The following is a 19130-nucleotide window of genomic DNA, read 5'->3' as shown; positions in this document are numbered from 1 at the left end:
GTTAGCTGATCTATTTCAGGTTACTGCGCCTGATAAATCTGGTCGAACACGCCACCGTCATTGAAGAATTTCGGTTGCGCGGTTTTCCAGCCACCGAAGTCCTTGTCGATGGTCACCAGCTCCAGTGTCGGGAACTGCTTGGCGTATTTGGCGGCCACCTCTTTGTCACGTGGACGATAGAAGTTTTTCGCTGCGATTTCCTGGCCGGCCGGGCTGTACAGGTGCTTGAGGTACGCCTCGGCGATGTCGGTGTTGCCCTTTTTCTCGGCATTTTTGTCGACCACGGCCACCGGTGGTTCAGCAAGGATCGACAGCGAAGGCACGACGATGTCGAATTTGTCGGCGCCGCCGTCTTCTTTCAACGCCAGGAAGGCTTCGTTTTCCCAGGCCAGCAACACGTCGCCCTGACCGTTGTTGACGAAGGTGATGGTCGAGCCGCGAGCACCGGTGTCCAGCACAGGCACATGTTTGAACAGCGTCTGCACGTACTCTTTGGCTTTGGCTTCGTTACCGCCGTTGGCTTTCAGGCCATAGGCCCAGGCCGCGAGGAAGTTCCAGCGTGCGCCGCCCGAGGTTTTCGGGTTCGGGGTGATGACTTCCACGCCGTTTTTGGTCAGGTCGCCCCAGTCCTTGATGCCTTTCGGGTTGCCCTTGCGCACCAGGAACACAATGGTAGAGGTGTAAGGCGTGCTCGCTTCCGGAAGACGCTTCTGCCAGTCGACCGGCAGACTCTTGCCGAGCTTGGCGACTTCATCGATGTCACCGGCCAGGGCCAGGGTCACCACGTCGGCCCGCAGACCGTCGATCACTGCGCGAGCCTGTTTGCCCGAACCACCGTGAGACTGCTGGATCTTCACGCTGTCGCCAGCGTGGTCCTTTTGCCAGGACTTGATGAATTCAGCGTTGTAGTCCTGGTACAGCTCACGGGTCGGGTCATACGACACGTTGAGCAGCTCGTAATCCTTGGCAACCGCGGAACCAGCAAAAAGGGCACTGGCCAGGGCGGCCAAAGCAAAATGACGAATCGACGACATGGTGAAAGCTCCTGGAATTCTTGGTGTGGTGGCTTTTTCTTATGGTCTGGAACGGGTTGCCTGTTCAAAGATCGCAGCCTTCGAAAGCCCTCTGTGTGCCGTAGGAGCTGCCGAAGGCTGCGATCTTTTGATCTTTGGCTTCAGCTCGGTTTGTTGCCCGGGCTCTGCAACCGGAATTTCTCTTTGCGTTCGATCTGAACCACCTGGGCGTTGTGCACGGTAATTTCCACCGCACCAAAGCGCAGATCGCGCAAGGCACTCTGGATCTCACGCAAAATAGTGGCTTCGTCCTGCCCGTCAACACTACGTAGGGATGCGCTCATGGTGCTGCTCCTTTAATGAGATATGCCTGGCAGTGGCGGGCACTGCTTACGGCGTGAGAGCAATAGTAGATAGGCGCGGATATTCTTAAAAAGACTATTTAAGAATGTTTATATAACCAGAAGGTATTATTTGATGGCGCAAGGGATTGCGGGACGTTATAAGTTTGAAGATCAAAAGATCGCAGTACCCCTGCCCCCAAATCGCAGTCGGGTTCGAGCAGGAATGCCGCCTGCTCGACCTGTTCGACCCCCTTGGCATGCACTTGCATCCCCATGCTCTGCGCTAGCGCAATGATTACCCGCCCCACCCGGGCAAAACCGTTGATCAGTTACCAAGGCCGCAGGTCGATGGAGCTATCGAAGAATCTGTTCAATAAATAACCACTAAACTGGAGCCAGGCGACGGAAAGCACCAGATAGAGCAGCGCCGCACGCAAGGCATTGCGATATATGGCCGGCATTCGACTGTCTATATCCCTACAAAAAGGCTGGAGTTATAAATTAAAGAAACATCCAGCCACTCTTATCTGAAAGGGCGACTGGTTTTATCTGTGGGCTAAGTGATAATGCAACGGCTGTTTTTTTATTTATCGAGGGTCCTATAGGCTATGTGGTACGAAGGTTTTCTTGGCTTATCGCCCTGGTCACTGGTGGCAGTCACCTTACTGATGACCCACGTGACGATCGTCGGCGTCACGGTTTATCTACATCGTTATTCAGCCCATCGATCGCTTGAGCTCAATGCCGGCCTGAAACATTTCTTCCGCTTCTGGCTGTGGTTGACCACGGCGCAGAACACACGCGAGTGGACGGCTATCCACCGCAAGCATCACGCCAAATGCGAAACCGTCGATGACCCGCACAGCCCGGTCATCAAGGGCTTATCCACGGTTCTGCGCAAAGGCGCCGAGCTGTACCGCGCCGAAGCGGAAAACCCTGAGACCCTGCGCATCTACGGCAAAAACTGCCCCGAAGACTGGATCGAACGCAACCTCTACAGCCGCTTCCCGCTGCTGGGCGTCGCGATCATGGGCGTCATCGACCTGCTGCTGTTCGGCACCATCGGCATCACCATCTGGGCCATCCAGATGATGTGGATCCCGGTGTGGGCCGCCGGCGTGGTCAATGGGCTGGGCCATGCCATCGGCTACCGCAATTTCGAATGCCGCGATGCGGCGACCAATCTGGTGCCCTGGGGCATCCTGATCGGCGGCGAAGAACTGCATAACAACCATCACACCTACCCCAACTCCGCCAAACTGTCGGTAAAGAAATGGGAGTTCGACCTCGGCTGGGCCTGGATCCAGGTCTTCAGCTTCCTGCGTCTGGCCAAGGTCCAGCGGGTCGCACCCATCGCTCACCGTGTTGAAGGCAAAGGCAGCCTGGACATGGACACTGCCATGGCGATCCTCAACAACCGCTTCCAGATCATGGCCCAGTACCGCAAGTTGGTGATTGCGCCGCTGGTCAAGCAAGAGCTGGAAAAGGTCGATCACTCGGTCCGCCACCAGTTCCACCGGGCCAAGCGGTTGCTGTCGCGGGAAACCAGCCTGCTGGACGACAAGCACCATATGCGCATCCAGACCATGCTCGAGCACAGCCAGGCGCTGAAGGTAATTTATGAAAAACGCCTGGCCTTGCAACAGATCTGGGTCAAGACCAGCTCAAACGGTCACGACATGCTGGCTGCTATCAAGGATTGGGTACACGAGGCCGAGGCCAGCGGGATTCAATCCCTGCGTGAATTCGCCGACCAGTTGAAAACCTATTCCCTGCGCCCTGCCAACGCCTGATCCTCTGGTGACAGCAAGCCCCTGAAGAGGGGCTTGCTGTGGTAAGGGCTTGTCTATGGCGAGGGAAGCTTGCTCCCGCTTGGCTGCGCAGCAGACGCAAACTCTGACGACGCGTTTTACCCGTAAAAACGCGTCGCCAATTCAAGCAGCCATACCGCCCAGCGGGACCCTGCCCCCAAGGCGGGAACTTCGCTCCAAATCCCCTATCTCAAAGACACTTCGCCATCCAGGCGGGCTTTGTTCTCGGCCGCTGTCGACTTAGCGGCACGCCCTTTGAGATTTGTGCCGATGGTTAATAAGAGCCTACAAGACACATCCCTTCCGCAGTGGCCCGAGGCCGCGCAAACGCTGATGGCGCTGATGCATGCCCAAGGTGAAGTGGCACGCCTGAGCGAACGCGAACAGCTGTTCAGCTCGCTGCTGGTCAGCGTCAACGCCGTGCTTTGGGCCTTCAACTGGGAAACCCGTCAGGTGCTCTACGTCAGCCCGGCCTATGACCGAATTTTCGGCCGCCCCGCCGGCTTGTTGCTCTCCGACTTCAACCACTGGCGCGACAGCGTCTATCCCGACGATCTGGACTACGCCGAGCGCAGCCTCGCGCAAGTGCTGGTCAAAGGCGCCGTCGAAGATCGCGAGTACCGCATCATCGCTGCCGACGGGCAGGTGCGCTGGCTCAGCGACAAGTGCTTCATCAACCGTCAGGCCGAGCCGGGCCAACCGGTGATCATCGTCGGCATTGCCGAAGACATCACCGAAAAAAAGCAGCTGGAAGCCGAGCTGCAACGCCTGGCCAGCACCGATGTGTTGACCCAAAGCAGCAATCGCCGACACTTCTTCGAATGCGCCCATCACGAATTCGAGCAGGCGCGGCTGAACGGTGCGCCAATGGCGTTCCTGCTGCTGGACATCGATGACTTTAAAGTGGTCAACGACACCTACGGTCATCAGGAAGGCGATAAGGTGCTGCAACGCATCGCCGAGAGCGGTCGCGCGGCCCTGCGGCGTGGTGATCTGTTCGGACGGATCGGCGGTGAGGAATTCGCAGCGGTGTTTCCCGGTTGTGCACCGGACATGGCCATGCAAGTGGCCGAGCGCCTGCAACGGGAAATTCAGCGGTTGAGCTTCAGCTGTAACGACCAGACCTTCGGCATCACCGTCAGCCAGGGCCTGACCAGCCTTACTCCCGAGGACGAAAGTGTCGACAGCCTGTTCGCCCGCGCCGATGCGGCGATGTACCAGGCCAAGCGGCAGGGCAAGAACCGCATCATTTCTGGCTGAACTCGAATCGAAACTCAACGCAAAACTTGTGGGAGCGGGCTTGCCCGCGATAGCGGACTATCAGCCTACATCAATGCTGAATGTCAGACCCTCATCGCGGGCAAGCCCGCTCCCACAGGTATTGTATAAAGCTTATTTTTTGCGCAAACGCATCAATTCCGGCAATCCGATCTTGAGCAACCGCGCTGTGCGGCTCTTGGACAACGCCTCGATCCCTTCATGCTCGGTCAGGCGCGCCAGTTGCGCGGCCATGTTCATCACTAGCGCCTCGCGGGAGTAAACCCCGCCACCGAGCTGATACACCGCCGCAATCAGCTCTCGCAGCTCCAGAGGCAGGCGCCAGCGGGTCCGTAGCGCCGAACCGTAGGCCGCGCCGAATTCGGCCAGGGCATCACCGACTTCCTCCCACTCATCCAACTCTCCACCGGCTTGCTTCCACTCCTGCAAACAGCGCAGCAAGGCCAGGTCTCCGAGACGATGCAGCATGCCCGCGCAATAACAGCGCGCCTGATCCAAATCCAGCAAACGCGCCAGCGTCCGCGCGTATTCGGCGGTGTGCAGCGACAATTCCCAATAACGCTCGGCATAGTCCGCCAGCTGCGGATCGCTGAGCCGGGCACTGCGCTTGAGGGCGAGGCCCAGAATCAGGTTCATGCTTTGCCCGGCACCCAAGCGATGCAGCGCCTGGGCCAGGGTTTGCACAGCGACGCCATGATGCTGCGCTGCGCTGTTCGCAGCGGCGATCAGGACAGCGGTAATGTGTGGGTCGGTGCGGATTTCGTCTTCCAGCACTGTCAGATCGAGACCATCGGGATTGAGGCTGCGCTTGATCGCCACCTGCACGTCGGTCATCAGCGGCGCACCGTCCGCCAGTTCGCGACGCCGCTCCAGATACACCGACAAGGTCATGCCTGGCGCCAATGACGGCACCTCGCACGACACCTCTTCACCAGGGCTCAGCAACACATCCTGCAGACGCTGAGTCAGGCTTTCGATGTTCAACGGTTTGCTCAGGTACGCCGTGGGCGCCAGAGGCAAGGCTTCGCGCACGCTGGCGCTATCGTTGCGGCTGCTCATCAGAATGAAGGGCAGCGGCGGGTTACGTTTGCGCTGACGGACACTGCGCAAGACGTTCAGGCCATCGATGCCGGGCAACTCCCAGTCGACGATCACCAGGTCGTAAGGATTTTCCGCCAACAGGTGCAGTGCCTCCTGGCCATCGGCACACAGATCCAACCGTGCGTCGCAGCGCACATTCAACAACACTTGCTTGAGCAGGTCGCGGGACCAAGGGTCAGCCTCGGCAATCAGCACACGCGGTACAGCGGGTAACACTACAGCAGTCATCGCACACTCCAACGGCAATGCTTGCACCTTAGCCAATGATGGCCATTCGATACAGTGATGCGATTCAAGCGCTATAAAAAAACCCGCCGAAGCGGGTTTTTTGTCGATCAGGTCACAAATCAATCAGAGCTCGGCGAAGCACTCTTCGATGATCGCCAGGCCTTTGTCCAACTGCTCGTCCGGCGAGGTCAACGGTACCAGCACGCGCAGAACGTTGCCGTAGGTGCCACACGACAACAGGATCAGGCCCTTGTCCCGCGCCTTGGCCACCACCGATGCCACAGCAGCAGCGTTCGGCTTGTGGCTGTCGCCGTCGACGAACAGCTCGACCGCGATCATCGCGCCCAAGGCACGCACTTCGCCAATGACCGGGTACTTGGCCTGGATGGCTTTCAGGCCAGTCACCAGACGCTCGCCGACCGCTTTGCAGCGATCCAGCAGGTGCTCTTCTTCGAACACTTCCATCACGGCCAGGGCCGCGGCGCAAGCGATCGGGCTACCGGCGTAAGTACCGCCCAGGCCGCCCGGAGCGATAGCGTCCATGTATTCAGCCTTGCCGCACACACCGGCCAGCGGGAAGCCGCCAGCGATGGATTTGGCGAAGGTGGTGAGGTCGGCAGCAACGCCCATCTGTTCCATGGCGAAGAAAGTGCCGGTACGGCCAGCGCCCGTCTGAACTTCGTCCGCGATCAACAGAATGCCGTGCTGATCGCACAGGGCGCGCAGACGCTTCATGAACTCTTTAGGCGCGACGTAGAAACCACCTTCGCCCTGAACCGGCTCGATGATGATGGCAGCGATGTCACGCGGCTCGGCGTCGTTCTTGAAGATGCGTTCGATGCTGGCGATCGAATCGTCGATGCTCACACCGTGCAGTTCGTTCGGGTACAGCGCGCGGAAGATGCCGCCTGGCATCAGGCCCATACCGGCCGAGTAAGGCACGACTTTACCGGTCAGGCCCAGGGTCATCATGGTGCGACCGTGGTAAGCGCCGGTGAACGCGATCACGCCGGCACGGCCAGTAGCAGCACGTGCGATCTTGATGGAGTTTTCCACAGCTTCGGAGCCGGTGGTCACCAGCAGGGTTTTCTTGGCGAAATCACCTGGCACCTTGGCGTTGATTTTTTCGCACACTTCCACGTACGGCTCGTAAGCCAGGACCTGGAAGCAGGTGTGGGTCAGCTTGTTCAGCTGCTCGGTAACGGCGGCGATGATTTTCGGGTGCACGTGACCGGTGTTCAGCACAGCGATACCGCCGGCGAAGTCGATGAACTCGCGACCTTCAACGTCGGTCACGGTGGCGTTCTTCGCAGACTCGGCGAAAATCGGGTGAATCTGGCCAACACCGCGCGGTACAGCGGCTTCGCGGCGTTTCATCAGGGATGCGTTAGTCTTGCTCATAGTGTCCTCATTCACCGCTCATCGGGCGGCGTGGTTCAAGGAAAATGCGGCGGGGAGGCAACTACGGCAGCATGCGATGATCGACTGCCACAGCTTTCCCGGCCACAGAGAAAATTCCGTTTGAAGCGTCGCAAAGGGACAGCGCTCTCGTGCCCTTTGCGCTTGAAGCAATGCCTTGCCGGGCCGAGCTTAGATGCCCAGGCAGAGGTATTTGATTTCCAGGTAATCTTCGATGCCGTACTTGGAGCCTTCACGCCCCAGGCCCGACGCCTTGATGCCGCCGAACGGCGCGACTTCGTTGGAGATCAACCCGGTGTTGACGCCGACCATGCCGTACTCCAGGGCTTCAGCCACACGGAACACACGGCCCAGGTCGCGAGCATAGAAGTACGAAGCCAGACCGAACTCGGTGTCGTTGGACATCGCGATCACATCGGCTTCATCTTTGAAGCGGAACAGTGGCGCCAATGGACCGAAGGTTTCTTCCTTGGCCACGGCAGCGTTGTTCGGCACGTTGGTCAGGATGGTCGGCTCGAAGAAGTTGCCTTCCATCACCTTGCCACCGGACAGCACGGTTGCGCCTTTGCCAACAGCGTCAGCAATGTGCTCTTGAACCTTGGCCACGGCTTTTTCGTCGATCAGCGGGCCCGTGGTGGTGCCGTCTTCCAGACCGTTACCGATCTTGAGTTTGGCCACGGCCACTTTCAGCTTTTCGGCGAACGCGTCGTAGACCGAATCCTGAATGTACAGACGGTTGGCGCAGACGCAGGTCTGGCCGTTGTTGCGGTACTTGGAAATGATCGCGCCTTCGACGGCCTTATCCAGGTCCGCGTCGTCGAACACGATGAACGGCGCGTTACCGCCCAGTTCCAGGGAGATTTTCTTGATGTCCTTGGCGCATTCAGCCATCAGCTGACGACCGATTTCAGTCGAACCGGTGAAGGACAATTTGCGCACGATCGGGTTGCTGGTCAGCTCGCTGCCGATGTCGCCGGCGCTGCCGGAAACAACACTGAACACACCGTTCGGAATACCGGCACGCTGGGCCAGTTCAGCCAGGGCGAAAGCCGAGAACGGAGTTTGCGAAGCAGGCTTGAGCACCATGGTGCAACCGGCGGCCAGGGCCGGGCCGGCTTTACGGGTGATCATCGCGGCCGGGAAGTTCCACGGGGTAATCGCGGCGGTCACGCCGATCGGCTGCTTGATCACAATCAGGCGCTTGTCTGGCTGATGGCCCGGAATCACGTCACCGTAAACGCGCTTGGCTTCTTCAGCGAACCACTCGATAAAGGAAGCGGCGTAAACGATCTCGCCCTTGGCTTCAGCCAATGGCTTGCCCTGCTCGAGGGTCATCAGGCGAGCCAGGTCGTCCTGGTTCTCGATGATCAGCTCGAACCAGCGACGCAGCTTGTTCGCACGATCCTTGGCGGTCAGTGCACGCCAGGCCGGCAGCGCTTTGTCAGCGGCTTCAATGGCACGGCGGGTTTCGGCAGCGCCCATTTTCGGCACAGTGCCCAGAATTTCGCCCGTTGCCGGGTTGTTGACCTTGATCGTCTGACCGTTGTCCGCATCGACCCAAGCGCCATCGATAAAGGCTTGCTGGCGGAACAACTGGGTGTCTTTAAGCTGCATGTCGGCTTTCCTTAACAGCACCGCGGCACGCGCGGAGCGAATTATGATTGTAGAAAGGCGCCTTATAGGCTGCCGTCAGGGAAATCATTCACCGGGCTGAAGCACATAAATAGCGCACAAATCGAACTCGTGCGGTTCAGCACCCAGACAAGAGCGTTTGAAATCTCAAACGAATCCTAGGATCAAAGGGGGTAAAGGACAATAGGCTGTTCGAAAAAAAGAACGAAAACGGCGCATTTGCCTATTTTTTCAGATCAGCGTAGCAAACGCAGGTTACGCTTTGGAAAAGCACAGACGATTCAGCAGCATGGACGCCCGCAGCGCATATGAGTATCATGGCGCCCGCATTGCACCAGTAGCTCAGCTGGATAGAGTACTGCCCTCCGAAGGCAGTGGTCGTGGGTTCGAATCCCGCCTGGTGCACCATACGTAGAGATGAAAAAGCCTCAGATCTTAGGGTCTGGGGCTTTTTTGTGTCTCCAATTTGCGGGTGAGCGTTCTTTATGGGCGGCTTTGCTCTGCTTCGATCTCATGGATGAGCGCATCTAGCTCGGCAAACATTGTCTCGGAATCAATAGCCGGACGTGGATCATTGCGGCTGGCAGCAACAGACTCACGTATTACTGCGCTACGCAAACGATCAAGTTGGTCGAGAACTTCAACAGGCTGCCTACGCGGTTTTTTCATTCTGTCGTCCAGTCAAACTCGTCGTAGTCATCATCGTCTTCTTCGTCCTCGATCAACTCATCATCAAGAACGTCTTCCTCAAGTGTTTCTTCTGCCTGCTTTGCCAGAAGAAACTCCTTACGACTCTCAGTCACTGCTCGCCGTAATTCCTCACCCTTGACCGGGCAGTTGAGCATTTGGGCGATGCGGTCGATTTTTTGTGCCACGGCATCCTCCAACGCATCGGCTATGGGCTGATAGTGCGCGCTTTCGGGTGTCGATGCCAAATTTGCCGACCGCTGTTCACTTCATTTCTTCTGCAAATCCTTGAGTCGGGCTGTGAGGTTTTCTTTCGGAAAGCGCTTGTGCAATGTCGTCATCAGCGCCTCTGCAGCTTGGGTTTGACCGGTGTCTTGCAGACGTATCACCTCACGTAATTGATCATCCAGTGACTTGGCCGGTGCGGCTAAGCGTTTGCTGATTTTTGCTTCATCCGCCATTTCGCTGTTGATCGACTCGCGCTGCAACGGTGCAGAAAACTCCGCCATAGGCGCAGCAGGTGCCGGCGCGGATATAGCGCCGGTCGGTGCAGTCTGGGAGCGAGCAGCGGCTTCCGGTTTCGCGGCCGGCGCGGACGCTTTGGGCGCTGGCGCGAAGTCATAGCTCGGCAGTTGTTCCGGCGTGCGTTGCACCAACGCCAGCATCAGGGCCACACCGACGAGGCTGGCGAATGCCACTTGCCAGCGGGGTTGTTGGCAGGCGCGGAGCCAGCGTTGCCACAGGTTCGGCTTCGGTGCGGGGGCTTCGCGATGCGCAGTGGCCAGGATGAAGGCGTCCAGATGCGCCGGTGGTTCGCCGGTTGCGTGGTCGCGAAAATGCTTGAGCACTTCATCGTCGGGCGATGGCGGTGTCTGTTTGGCGTCAGTCATGTCAGTACCTCCTCGGCCAGCAGCCGACGCAGTTTTTGCTGGGCGTAGCGCAAGCGACTTTTAACGGTTTCCAGCGGTGTTTCGGTGAGGGTGGCGATTTGTGGCAGGTCGAGGTCGCCGTGGGCGCGCAGCAGGAACACTTCGCGTTGATCGGCGGGCAGGGTTTGCAGGGCGGCTTCGAGGCGTTGACCGTCGCGGCTCAGGCTCAGCAGTTGTTCGGGATCGGCCGCGTCATCGATCAGGGCATGGGTTTGTTCGTCATAGCTGTCGTGCAAGGGGTTGTGGATTCCATGTTTGCGCCAGTGATCGATCAGTCGGTTGCGAGCAATCTGGTAAAGCCAGGTACGAAAGTTCGCCCGGCCTTGTGGCTGACTGGTGCTGCGGATCAGGCTCAGCCAGGTTTCCTGATACACCTCTTCGGCCAGTTCGGGCTTGCCGCTGAGACCGAGGAGGAATCGATAAAGGCCCTGACGGTGGCGGGCGTACAAAACTTCAAACGCCGGCCCGTGTCCAGAGCGGTAGCGCGCCAGCAGCGATTCGTCGCTGCTGGCGGCTGAGCTGATTGCAGAATCGGACATGTCAGTGCTGGCCTCTTTCACTCTATCCGGTTGTCATTGGGCTGTTGATTCGAAGCGGTCGGGGTTCGCAGGCTCTGCGCCAACTCCACCAATTGCACGAATTCACTGCGCAGGCCGAATTGATCATCACCCCGGGCGCCACGGGCCAGAGCTGCGGTGTCCTTGAGGCTGAACTCACCGGTATAACGCCCGTCCTTGAGTTGCTGGGAAAAGGCAGCGACGGCCGCGGCAAAGCGCAGGTCATTGCTGGCTGCCGAGAGTTTGCCGGCCTCCCCCCTCAGCTCTCCACTCAAGATGGGCCGCTCGATCAAGCGACTATTCCCACCTTCCGGCGACTGATAACGCACTCGCAGCATCGCCAATTCTCCGGTTTTTGCGGAAACATCAGCCTCAGGATTGCCATAGCGCAGCGGTTCCAGCCAGCCCTTCTCACCCTTGGGCACAATTTCATACAACGCTGTCACCGTATGTCCAGCACCGATTTCTCCGGCGTCGACTTTGTCGTTGCTGAAATCCTCACGTTTCAAGGCGCGATTCTCATAACCCAGCAGCCGATATTCGCTGACCTGCGCCGGGTTGAACTCCACCTGCAGCTTCACGTTTTTCGCCACTACCGCCAGGGTCGAGCCGAGCTGATCCACCAGTACCTTGCGCGCCTCGCGCAGGTTGTCGATGTAGGCGTAGTTGCCATCGCCAGCATCGGCCAGTTGCTCCATCAGGTGTTCATTGTAGTTATCCACACCAAAACCCAAGGTGGTCAGAGAGACACCGGTTTTGCGTTTATCCACAGCCATCTGCTTGAGGCTGTCGAAGTCGCTGATGCCGACGTTGAAGTCACCGTCGGTGGCCAGCAGGATGCGGTTGATGCCTTTGGGGATAAACGCCTGTTGGGCCATTTGATAGGCCAGTTCGATACCCGACGCGCCGGCGGTCGAGCCGCCCGCAGTCAATTGATCGATGGCGGTACGAATTTTCGCTTTTTCTCGTCCGGAAGTCGGCTCCAGGACGACGCGAGATTCTCCGGCATACACCACCAGCGAAACCCGGTCCTGCTCGCGCAATTGATCGACCAGCAATTTCAGCGTGCTTTTAACCATGGGCAAACCTTCGCGGCGGTCCATGGAGCCGGACACGTCCACCAGAAACACCAGGTTCGCCGGGGCCAACTCCGCCACTGCGCGATCAGATGCCTTGATGCCGATGCGCAGCAAGCGGGTATGCGGGTTCCAGGGCGACGGCGCCAGCTCGGTAGTCACACCGAACGGCGAGCCATCGCTGGGCAAGGCGTAATCGTAGGGGAAGTAATTGACCATTTCCTCCAGCCGCACCGCCCCTTCGGGAGGCAAGCGCCCCTGATTGAGCAAGCGCCGGACGTTGGCATAAGCGCCGGTATCGACATCGGCACTGAAGGTCGAAACCGGCGCCTCAGTCACGCTGTGAATCGGGTTATCGGCCAGCGCCTGATATTGCTCTCGCTGCTCGTCCCGATAGCCCTGTGGATAAGTTTCACCGGCCGGCGTGGGCGCGAAAGCGACCGATGGTGCTGGTCGCGCGTTGCGCTTGGCCTGCGCGGTGTCCTTCATGATCTCGCTACGCACCAACGCTTCAGTTTTCAGCGCACCTTGAACCGGAGGCGCAACCGCTGCCGGGCTATCTGTCTCAGAGGCGTCCGTCGCAGAATCTGGCGTGGATGAAGCGCCGCAACCGGCGATGGCCAGCAACAACCCGGCGGCGAAACCCTGGGCGGCCGGGCGGAGGTAGTGCAGAGGGAGGGACATGGGGGCTGACCTCAGAAGGAAATTGACTCATTCATCCTCTGAGACGGACAGCCCGACAGGTTCGGGTTAACTCACCGAAAAAAATCTTCAGCGGTGATAACGCCGCACCACGCTGCTGTTTTTCAGCACATGGCCTTTGATCTGTTCCATCAGTTGCGCGCGGGTCAGGCCGGCAGGCAAGGCGTCTGGCGCCAGGTCCAGGGCGTAAAGCTGGATGATGTAGTGATGGGAGCTGTCGCCGATGGGCGGGCAAGGGCCGATGTAACCGGCGGTGCCTTTGATGTTGGTGCCGCCCACGCCTTCGAGGGCGGATTTGACGCCAACACCGGCCGGGATCTGACGGGTCGCGGCCTTGATCCCGTAATGAATCCAGTGATCGACGCCCAGGCCTTTCTGGCCGTCCGGGTCGTGCATGACGATGGCGTAGCTGAGGGTGCCGGGAGGGCCGGCGTTCCAGCTCAGGGCCGGGGACTGGTTCTTGCCGCCGCAACCGGCGGCATCGCTGGCCGCCACCGACGTGAACAGACGATTGTCCGAAACACCGGGAATGCTGAGGGTGAAACGCTCCTGGGCCTGCGCCGGAAACTGCACGCAAAGGGCGACTGCAACGGCCGCCAGCCAAGGGTTCAAAGAGGTCAATCGGGTCATACCGGAGCACCTTGTGCGGGTGGGGCCGTGGTCGGCTGGCAAACTATAGCCGGACCGTTGATACGTTGGCAGCGGGAATTGGCTGAACCTCGCAATAGGCACCAAACTCCTAAGTGAAACACTGTCGGGAGATTGATCATGGCACTGCATCGCGTCGCCCGTTTCGCCGATGTGCCCCACGACCGTGGCCTTGAAGTCCGGATCGATAAGACGAAAATCGTCTTGCTGCGGGTCGGCGATCAATTGCGCGCCTATCAGGGCAAATGTCCTCACGCCGGGGCCCCCTTGGCCAAAGGTGCGCTGTGTGAAGGACGGTTGATCTGTCCGTGGCACAAAGCGGCTTACCGGCTCGAGGACGGCGCGCTGTGTGAGCCACCGTCTCTGGACAGTTTGCGACGCTATCCGCTTGAGATCCGCGACGACGAGGTCTGGGTCGACGACCAGCCGATGCCCACCCCCAGTACACCGCCGGCGGACGATAAGCGGACCTTTGTGATCATCGGTGCCGGTGCCGCCGGTACGGCTTGTGCGGCGGCGTTGCGGGAGAAAGGTTTCGGTGGCCGGGTATTGCTGATCGACCGTGAGCCTGAGGCCGGTTACGACCGGACGGTGTTGAGCAAATTCGTGATTGCCGGGGAAATGCCGCCCGACGAAGTCCCGCCACTGCGGGATGAAGGTTTTTACAGCGAACAGCGCATTGAACGGATAAACAGCGATGTAATGGGCCTGGATGCACCGAACCGGACTCTGCGCCTGTCTGATGGTCAATCGCTGAACTATGACGCCGCAGTGATCGCCACCGGCGGCATACCCAAGTCTCTGCTGCTGCCCGGCGCCGATCTGCCGCAGGTATTCGTGCTGCGCTCGAAGGTGCAAGCGCAGCAGATTCTTTCAGCCGCCAAACCCGGTCAACGGGCAGTGATTGTCGGTGACAGTTTCATTGCTCTGGAGTCCGCTTCATCCCTACGTCAGTACGGCCTGGAGGTCACTGTCCTGGCCCGCCATGCCATCCCGTTCGAGGCGCAATTCGGCGATGCCGTCGGCAAAGCGATTCGTGCCCTGCACGAGGCCAACGGCGTGGTGTTTCATACCGATGGCGAGGCCGCGCAGATCGAAGGCACAGGCAAGGTCGAAGCGGTGCGGCTGGACAATGGTCAGCGCTTTGCGGCGGATCTGGTGTTGGTCGGCATTGGCGTCACCCCTGCAACCGGTCCGTTTACCGATCTGCCAAAAGAAAAAGACCAGTCATTGAAGGTCGACGGTGGAATGCGCGTGACCGACGGGCTCTGGGCCGTCGGCGACATTGCGACCTTCCCGCTCAATGGCCAGCCCCGACGGATTGAGCATTGGCGCCTGGCCCAACAACAGGCACGGATTGCGGCGGCGAATATGCTCGGCGGCGATGAGCGCTACCTCGACGTGCCGTATTTCTGGACCTGGCACTTCGGCAAAAACTACGACTACCTCGGACACGCCGAAGCCTGGGACGAGGTCGAGTTCAAGGGCGACCCTGACCATCCACCGTTTATCGGCCTGTTCGGCAAAAACGGCGTGGTGGCGGCGGTCGTTGCCTGCGATCAGGAGCGGGCGATGGCGATGCTCGCCGAACGCATGAAACAACCGCTGTCGGTGGATGAGGCGTGGCGCCTGATTCGGGACCTGAACTGACGGCGACTTAGTGGCGAGGGAGCTTGCTTCCGTTCGCCTGCGAAGCAGACGCAAAATCGGTGGCCGCGCTTTATCAGATACAGCGCGGTTAATGGCATCGGGAGTCCTTCGGCCTGGAGCGCCAGCCCGGTCCAGCGGGAGCAAGCTCCCTCGCCACAGATGAACATATGCCTAGAGATGGCTCACCGGCTCTCGATTGTCGTCATCTTCGGCCGGTAAGCGAATCACGAACGGATGCTCAAGCGGCGCCAAAGGCGATGGCAGTTGGGCCGGGTCGACCGGGAAGAAGTGCGTAACGACATGACTGACATCGCCATCCTGATCGTTATGAATGGTCATCGAGCCCGGCGTGCGCAATTTCGCCAGCCGGTCACCAGTCAGCTTGAAGCTTTTGCTGAGCCCCTGATCATCCACCACCGGCGCCGGCAAACGGCGCTGGGCGAAGCTCTTGCTTTTGCGCTGTTGATAACGCGCCCACGTGATCAGGATCACCGCATTCAACAACGCCACCCACAGGTAAATCTGCAACGTGCCGAGGGCGTCGAAAAATGACGCATCAATGCGCGGGCCGTCATGGGTATCGATCAACGGCCACAAACCCCGCGCCAGCAAATACAGCAGACCGACCCAAGCGAGCACGGTGAGCAAAATATCGATCACGACCAGAAAGGGCCGCTGCCGGGTTCTGATGATTCTCATTTGATGACCTCCTCCTCTTCATCGTCATTCAGCGGCTTGATGCCCCGGTCCGGGCTGACCCAGCGCGCGCGCTTCTGATGTTGGCCGAACAGCACTTTGGGGAAACTGACCAGAGTGGTGAACAGGCTGATAAGCCAGAACACCAGCGGATACCAGATCACCCAGAACATGGTCTTGCCGAGGCCCTTTTCATAACGGCGGTCGATCAGGATGCTGACCGCGAATTGCACCAGGCAGACCACTGCCAACAGCAGCCCGGTAAACGCCGGCGGCATCAGGTGATCAACGGCAATGGCTGGCGGCATTTCGACGAACTTGCCAACGCCCCAGAAAATCACTGACAGCAGAAAGGTGAACGCCCAACCGGTGGACAGGCAGTATTCGAACAATAGCGGCCAGAGGTAACGATGGCGGTATTGCCAGATGCCACGGATGTTCTTGAACAGCACCTCGGCACCGCCCTGAGCCCAGCGCAGACGCTGCTTCCACAAGCCGCCGAGGGTTTCCGGCATGAGGATCCAGCACAACGCGCGGGGCTCGTAGAAAATGCTCCAGTGATCCAGTTGCAGCTTCCAACTGATGTCGATGTCTTCGGTGATCATGTCCGGGCTCCAGTAGCCGACCCGGTTCAGCGCCGTACGGCGGAAGGCGACAATCACCCCGGAGACGGTAAAGATCCGCCCGAACACCCGTTGGGTGCGCTTGATCAGGCCGATGATCGACGAGAACTCGCCGACCTGCACGCGGCCGATCAGGGTCGAACGGGTGCGGATTCGCGGGTTGCCGGTCACGGCGCCCAGTCGCGCATTGTCGAGCATCGGCGCCACCAGATACGCCGCGGTGTTCGGCGCCAGCAATGCGTCACCGTCGATGCACACCAGATACTCGCTGCGCGCCGCAATGGCGCCCATGCGCAGGGCCACGGCCTTGCCCTGGTTCTCCGCCAGGTGCAGCACCCGCAGACGCGGATCCTGCGCCGCCAGTGCATCGAGCACCGCGGCGGTGTTGTCCTTGGAGCCGTCGTTGATCGCGATCACTTCGATGTTCGGGTAATGCTGGGCCAGCGCCGCGTGGATGGTATCGGCCGCGTTGTCGCCTTCGTTGTAGCAAGGGATCAGGATCGAGATCAGCGGCTCGCCGGCCAGCGGTGGCGGCAAAGTGTCGTCCTGCCACGGCCAGTGCCGCTCCCAATGCAGCCAGAAATACAGGCCGCCGGCGATCCACAGCCCCGACATGAACAGTGGATAAAAGAACACGAAGTCCATCAGGAATTGCCCGGTGAGCAGAAAGATCAGCCCGAGGGGAACCCCAAGGACGATCGCCAGAACCAGCAGGGCTAAAAGTCTGTCCAGCATGTTATGGATTCCACTTGTTGGAGAGCGCGGGCCGCACGGTTTTCAGATCCGGCTGGTTCTCGAGGAAGTTGTCCGGGTAGTAGCCGAAACTGGTGGCGCCCTGACGCTTGAGACGGCCCATCCAGTCAGCCAACTGTTCGCCGCCGATGTCGGCGTCGGCTTTTTTCGTCCAGTCACGGGCCTGCAATTCGAACACCGTGCGGTCGAGTGCGCCGGGGCGCGATTTCACCGTCGCCACCAGCGTTTCGAGCCAAGGGCCGGATTTCTGGCGGCTCTGTTTTTCCATGAGTGGCATGGCCATTGGCGCGGTCCAGTCGTAGGCACCCAGGAAATCGTCGAGGTTCTGCGCGAACCAGGCTTCGCTCTCGGGGTTGAGCATTGGTTCGGCGAAAATATTGCGCGCCGTTTTCACTTGCGGGCCACGAATGGCGCGAACCTTGGCGGTCAGTTCGTGAGTGAAATCGATCAGGTAGCGGCTCTTGAATCGCGTCCAGCGTTGCAGCATGGCTGGATCGTCGCGCAGGGTGGCAACCGAACCGGGCAGACCGTTGGCGGCATAGACTTTCAGGGCTTCGGGCCCGGCGTCTTCGAAGTCCGACAATATCGCGTCATCGTGATAGAGGATGCCGTCGACCGAGGTCAGGCGTGCCATGTCTTCGTAGATTTCACCGATGATGCGCCGCACGTTCGGATCGAATGGCGACAAGCGCTTGTACTGGTCCGGATCGATCGAGGTGGTAGCGGTTTTCGGGTCCCAGCGAGTGACTCGTGGCAGCTTCGAATCGAGGGCAAAACTCAGCACCGGCATCCAGGCATAGACTTTGACCTGAGCCCGGGTGCGCAACTGCCAGGCTACGCGGTCGAAGATATCGGCGCGCATCGGCAGGTGCCGGTTAGGGAAGTACAGCGAGCGCACCAGGCCATCACCCGCTGGGTCGGCGAAAGCTTGCAGGAACACCGTGTTGGCGCCCATGTCGGCCATGCGCTGGATCAGTTTGCCGAGGTTGATTTCCTGTTGGGCCGGATCCTTGTCGTAGACGTTGTCCAGGTCCACATGCACCACACGCATCGGTGATTCGGTCTGCACCGAGACGATGCTGTTGGCAAAGCGTTCACCATTCGGATCCGAAGCCACCAAAAAGCGCGGGCTGCTCATCAAATTGTCGAGGGCATCGAGGCCATCTTCCAGGGTCAGGGCCATCTGATAACCCTGTTCGTTGACCACTTGCAGTGAGGTGCCGTCCGCCGCGCCGTATGGCCAGACCCAGACACGCGGTTTGTAACCGGTGACCTTGCGGATTTTCTCCGAGATGGCCGCCACATCGGCGCGCATCCGGGCCTGGAATTGGGCTTCGGTTTCATAGCGTCCGTTAACAGCGTCATAGCGCCGGGTCGCGGCCGCCGGCTGCAGGTTGCCTTGCGGGTTGGCCAATACGCCTTTGTGGCTGGCGTCGGTGTGGGCGGCGATTTCCACCAGGCCGGATCGGGAAATCTCGCGAATCTGTTCCCAGGTCAGGAAGTCCGAACGCTTGCGCGGTGTACCGGCGAAATCCACTGGCTGGTTCAGCGGCGTATCGATCCACGTCCCCACCGGCGCCAGCAAGGCATGCCAGTTATAGGCGCGCAGCACTGGCAACACGCGGGTGTAGAAGCTCGAATAACCGTCATCGAAACTCAGCATGATCGCCCGGGGCGGTAGTTCAGGGCCGCCGTTGCGAGCCGCCAGGACTTGGTCGACGGTAACCGGCTTGTAGTTGTTCTCCCGCAGCCACGCCAGTTGCTCGATCATGCGCTCGGTGCGCACGGCCACTACCGCCTGATCGGGGTCGCGGTCTTCGACATCGTGGTAAGCGATCCCGAGTACGTGGTTTTTCGGCCACGGCTTTTCATTGGCCGACACCGGGCGTTCGGACGGCGGTGCGAAGGCCGGGGCTTGCTGGGCGCAGGCGCTGATCAACAGCGCTCCCAGCAGAAGGATGAAACGCGAAATAAAAGGCATCT

At 59.6% G+C, this 19130-nt stretch carries 17 protein-coding genes and 1 tRNA gene; 4 read left to right on the top strand and 14 right to left on the bottom strand.

What is annotated here, in order from left to right; genetic code table 11:
• Positions 1 to 20: 20 nt before the first annotated feature.
• A complete protein-coding gene (locus AB3226_RS15725) occupies positions 21 to 1034 on the bottom strand; it encodes a sulfate ABC transporter substrate-binding protein (protein WP_367373710.1) in 1014 nt (337 codons plus the stop codon).
• Positions 1035 to 1174: 140 nt separating this feature from the next.
• Positions 1175 to 1357, bottom strand: coding sequence for a sulfur starvation response protein OscA (gene oscA, locus AB3226_RS15720; RefSeq protein ID WP_007899630.1), 183 nt, complete (start codon positions 1355 to 1357; stop codon positions 1175 to 1177).
• A gap of 608 nt (positions 1358 to 1965) precedes the next feature.
• Between oscA and desA the strand changes: the two genes are divergently transcribed.
• Positions 1966 to 3150: a delta-9 fatty acid desaturase DesA gene (gene desA, locus AB3226_RS15715; RefSeq protein ID WP_123719065.1), complete on the top strand. Its 1185-nt coding sequence runs from the start codon at positions 1966 to 1968 to the stop codon at positions 3148 to 3150.
• A gap of 288 nt (positions 3151 to 3438) precedes the next feature.
• A complete protein-coding gene (locus AB3226_RS15710) occupies positions 3439 to 4428 on the top strand; it encodes a GGDEF domain-containing protein (RefSeq protein ID WP_367373709.1) in 990 nt (329 codons plus the stop codon).
• A gap of 132 nt (positions 4429 to 4560) precedes the next feature.
• Here AB3226_RS15710 and AB3226_RS15705 read toward each other — a convergent pair whose 3' ends face one another.
• From AB3226_RS15705 to gabD, 3 genes are all read right to left on the bottom strand, one after another.
• Positions 4561 to 5775 (bottom strand): HDOD domain-containing protein, encoded by a 1215-nt coding sequence (locus AB3226_RS15705; RefSeq protein WP_367373708.1) that lies wholly within the window; start codon positions 5773 to 5775, stop codon positions 4561 to 4563.
• 123 nt (positions 5776 to 5898) lie between these two features.
• On the bottom strand, positions 5899 to 7176 hold the full coding sequence (gene gabT, locus AB3226_RS15700; protein ID WP_008068635.1) for a 4-aminobutyrate--2-oxoglutarate transaminase: 1278 nt from the start codon (positions 7174 to 7176) through the stop codon (positions 5899 to 5901).
• A 189-nt stretch (positions 7177 to 7365) separates the two neighbouring features.
• Complete coding sequence (gabD, locus tag AB3226_RS15695; RefSeq protein WP_052962928.1) at positions 7366 to 8808, bottom strand: NADP-dependent succinate-semialdehyde dehydrogenase; 1443 nt, start codon at positions 8806 to 8808, stop codon at positions 7366 to 7368.
• 349 nt (positions 8809 to 9157) lie between these two features.
• Between gabD and AB3226_RS15690 the strand changes: the two genes are divergently transcribed.
• Positions 9158 to 9234 (top strand) — tRNA-Arg (locus AB3226_RS15690).
• Positions 9235 to 9309: 75 nt separating this feature from the next.
• Here AB3226_RS15690 and AB3226_RS15685 read toward each other — a convergent pair.
• The 6 genes from AB3226_RS15685 to AB3226_RS15660 all read right to left on the bottom strand — a co-directional run bounded on the left by AB3226_RS15685 (position 9310) and on the right by AB3226_RS15660 (position 13407).
• Complete coding sequence (locus AB3226_RS15685; protein ID WP_367373707.1) at positions 9310 to 9495, bottom strand: hypothetical protein; 186 nt, start codon at positions 9493 to 9495, stop codon at positions 9310 to 9312.
• Positions 9492 to 9761, bottom strand: coding sequence for a hypothetical protein (locus AB3226_RS15680; protein WP_367373706.1), 270 nt, complete (start codon positions 9759 to 9761; stop codon positions 9492 to 9494). Before AB3226_RS15680 ends, AB3226_RS15685 begins: the two co-directional genes overlap by 4 nt.
• 21 nt (positions 9762 to 9782) lie before the next feature.
• Positions 9783 to 10403, bottom strand: a complete 621-nt coding sequence (locus AB3226_RS15675; protein ID WP_367373705.1) for a hypothetical protein — start codon at positions 10401 to 10403, stop codon at positions 9783 to 9785.
• Positions 10400 to 10981 carry an RNA polymerase sigma factor gene (locus AB3226_RS15670; protein WP_367373704.1) on the bottom strand — a complete coding sequence of 194 codons (582 nt, stop codon included), beginning with the start codon at positions 10979 to 10981 and terminating at the stop codon, positions 10400 to 10402. The genes AB3226_RS15675 and AB3226_RS15670 overlap by 4 nt, the downstream gene beginning before the upstream one ends.
• A 17-nt stretch (positions 10982 to 10998) precedes the next feature.
• Positions 10999 to 12759 carry a von Willebrand factor type A domain-containing protein gene (locus tag AB3226_RS15665; RefSeq protein ID WP_367373703.1) on the bottom strand — a complete coding sequence of 587 codons (1761 nt, stop codon included), beginning with the start codon at positions 12757 to 12759 and terminating at the stop codon, positions 10999 to 11001.
• 87 nt (positions 12760 to 12846) lie between these two features.
• Positions 12847 to 13407: a YbhB/YbcL family Raf kinase inhibitor-like protein gene (locus tag AB3226_RS15660; RefSeq protein WP_367373702.1), complete on the bottom strand. Its 561-nt coding sequence runs from the start codon at positions 13405 to 13407 to the stop codon at positions 12847 to 12849.
• 138 nt (positions 13408 to 13545) lie between these two features.
• On the opposite strand from AB3226_RS15660, the gene AB3226_RS15655 reads away from it, so the two are divergent.
• On the top strand, positions 13546 to 15075 hold the full coding sequence (locus AB3226_RS15655) for an FAD-dependent oxidoreductase (protein WP_367373701.1): 1530 nt from the start codon (positions 13546 to 13548) through the stop codon (positions 15073 to 15075).
• Between the two features lie 171 nt (positions 15076 to 15246).
• Here AB3226_RS15655 and pgaD read toward each other — a convergent pair whose 3' ends face one another.
• Genes pgaD through pgaB form a run of 3 tightly spaced genes read right to left on the bottom strand, consistent with a single transcriptional unit; the run spans position 15247 to position 19128 of the window.
• Positions 15247 to 15774: a poly-beta-1,6-N-acetyl-D-glucosamine biosynthesis protein PgaD gene (gene pgaD, locus AB3226_RS15650; protein WP_367373700.1), complete on the bottom strand. Its 528-nt coding sequence runs from the start codon at positions 15772 to 15774 to the stop codon at positions 15247 to 15249.
• On the bottom strand, positions 15771 to 17129 hold the full coding sequence (gene pgaC / locus AB3226_RS15645; RefSeq protein WP_367373699.1) for a poly-beta-1,6-N-acetyl-D-glucosamine synthase: 1359 nt from the start codon (positions 17127 to 17129) through the stop codon (positions 15771 to 15773). The genes pgaD and pgaC overlap by 4 nt, the downstream gene beginning before the upstream one ends.
• Position 17130: 1 nt before the next feature.
• On the bottom strand, positions 17131 to 19128 hold the full coding sequence (gene pgaB, locus AB3226_RS15640) for a poly-beta-1,6-N-acetyl-D-glucosamine N-deacetylase PgaB (RefSeq protein WP_367373698.1): 1998 nt from the start codon (positions 19126 to 19128) through the stop codon (positions 17131 to 17133).
• Positions 19129 to 19130 lie beyond the last annotated feature (2 nt).

It is taken from the genome of Pseudomonas lini, from assembly GCF_964063345.1.
Lineage (GTDB): Bacteria > Pseudomonadota > Gammaproteobacteria > Pseudomonadales > Pseudomonadaceae > Aquipseudomonas > Aquipseudomonas lini_B.
The sequence above is the reverse complement of the archived record's forward strand: the minus strand, read 5'-3'. Positions and strand labels throughout refer to the sequence as shown.

Excerpts from the sequence above, each read along its gene's own strand:
- AB3226_RS15725 (WP_367373710.1), bottom strand. The coding sequence starts at position 1,034 with ATGTCGTCGATTCGTCATTTTGCTTTGGCCGCCCTGGCCAGTGCCCTT.
- AB3226_RS15670 (WP_367373704.1), bottom strand. The coding sequence starts at position 10,981 with ATGTCCGATTCTGCAATCAGCTCAGCCGCCAGCAGCGACGAATCGCTG.
- gabT (WP_008068635.1), bottom strand. The coding sequence starts at position 7,176 with ATGAGCAAGACTAACGCATCCCTGATGAAACGCCGCGAAGCCGCTGTA.
- AB3226_RS15710 (WP_367373709.1), top strand. The coding sequence starts at position 3,439 with ATGGTTAATAAGAGCCTACAAGACACATCCCTTCCGCAGTGGCCCGAG.
- pgaB (WP_367373698.1), bottom strand. The coding sequence starts at position 19,128 with ATGCCTTTTATTTCGCGTTTCATCCTTCTGCTGGGAGCGCTGTTGATC.
- AB3226_RS15675 (WP_367373705.1), bottom strand. The coding sequence starts at position 10,403 with ATGACTGACGCCAAACAGACACCGCCATCGCCCGACGATGAAGTGCTC.
- AB3226_RS15660 (WP_367373702.1), bottom strand. The coding sequence starts at position 13,407 with ATGACCCGATTGACCTCTTTGAACCCTTGGCTGGCGGCCGTTGCAGTC.
- AB3226_RS15655 (WP_367373701.1), top strand. The coding sequence starts at position 13,546 with ATGGCACTGCATCGCGTCGCCCGTTTCGCCGATGTGCCCCACGACCGT.
- desA (WP_123719065.1), top strand. The coding sequence starts at position 1,966 with ATGTGGTACGAAGGTTTTCTTGGCTTATCGCCCTGGTCACTGGTGGCA.
- oscA (WP_007899630.1), bottom strand. The coding sequence starts at position 1,357 with ATGAGCGCATCCCTACGTAGTGTTGACGGGCAGGACGAAGCCACTATT.
- pgaD (WP_367373700.1), bottom strand. The coding sequence starts at position 15,774 with ATGAGAATCATCAGAACCCGGCAGCGGCCCTTTCTGGTCGTGATCGAT.
- pgaC (WP_367373699.1), bottom strand. The coding sequence starts at position 17,129 with ATGCTGGACAGACTTTTAGCCCTGCTGGTTCTGGCGATCGTCCTTGGG.
- AB3226_RS15685 (WP_367373707.1), bottom strand. The coding sequence starts at position 9,495 with ATGAAAAAACCGCGTAGGCAGCCTGTTGAAGTTCTCGACCAACTTGAT.
- AB3226_RS15705 (WP_367373708.1), bottom strand. The coding sequence starts at position 5,775 with ATGACTGCTGTAGTGTTACCCGCTGTACCGCGTGTGCTGATTGCCGAG.
- gabD (WP_052962928.1), bottom strand. The coding sequence starts at position 8,808 with ATGCAGCTTAAAGACACCCAGTTGTTCCGCCAGCAAGCCTTTATCGAT.
- AB3226_RS15665 (WP_367373703.1), bottom strand. The coding sequence starts at position 12,759 with ATGTCCCTCCCTCTGCACTACCTCCGCCCGGCCGCCCAGGGTTTCGCC.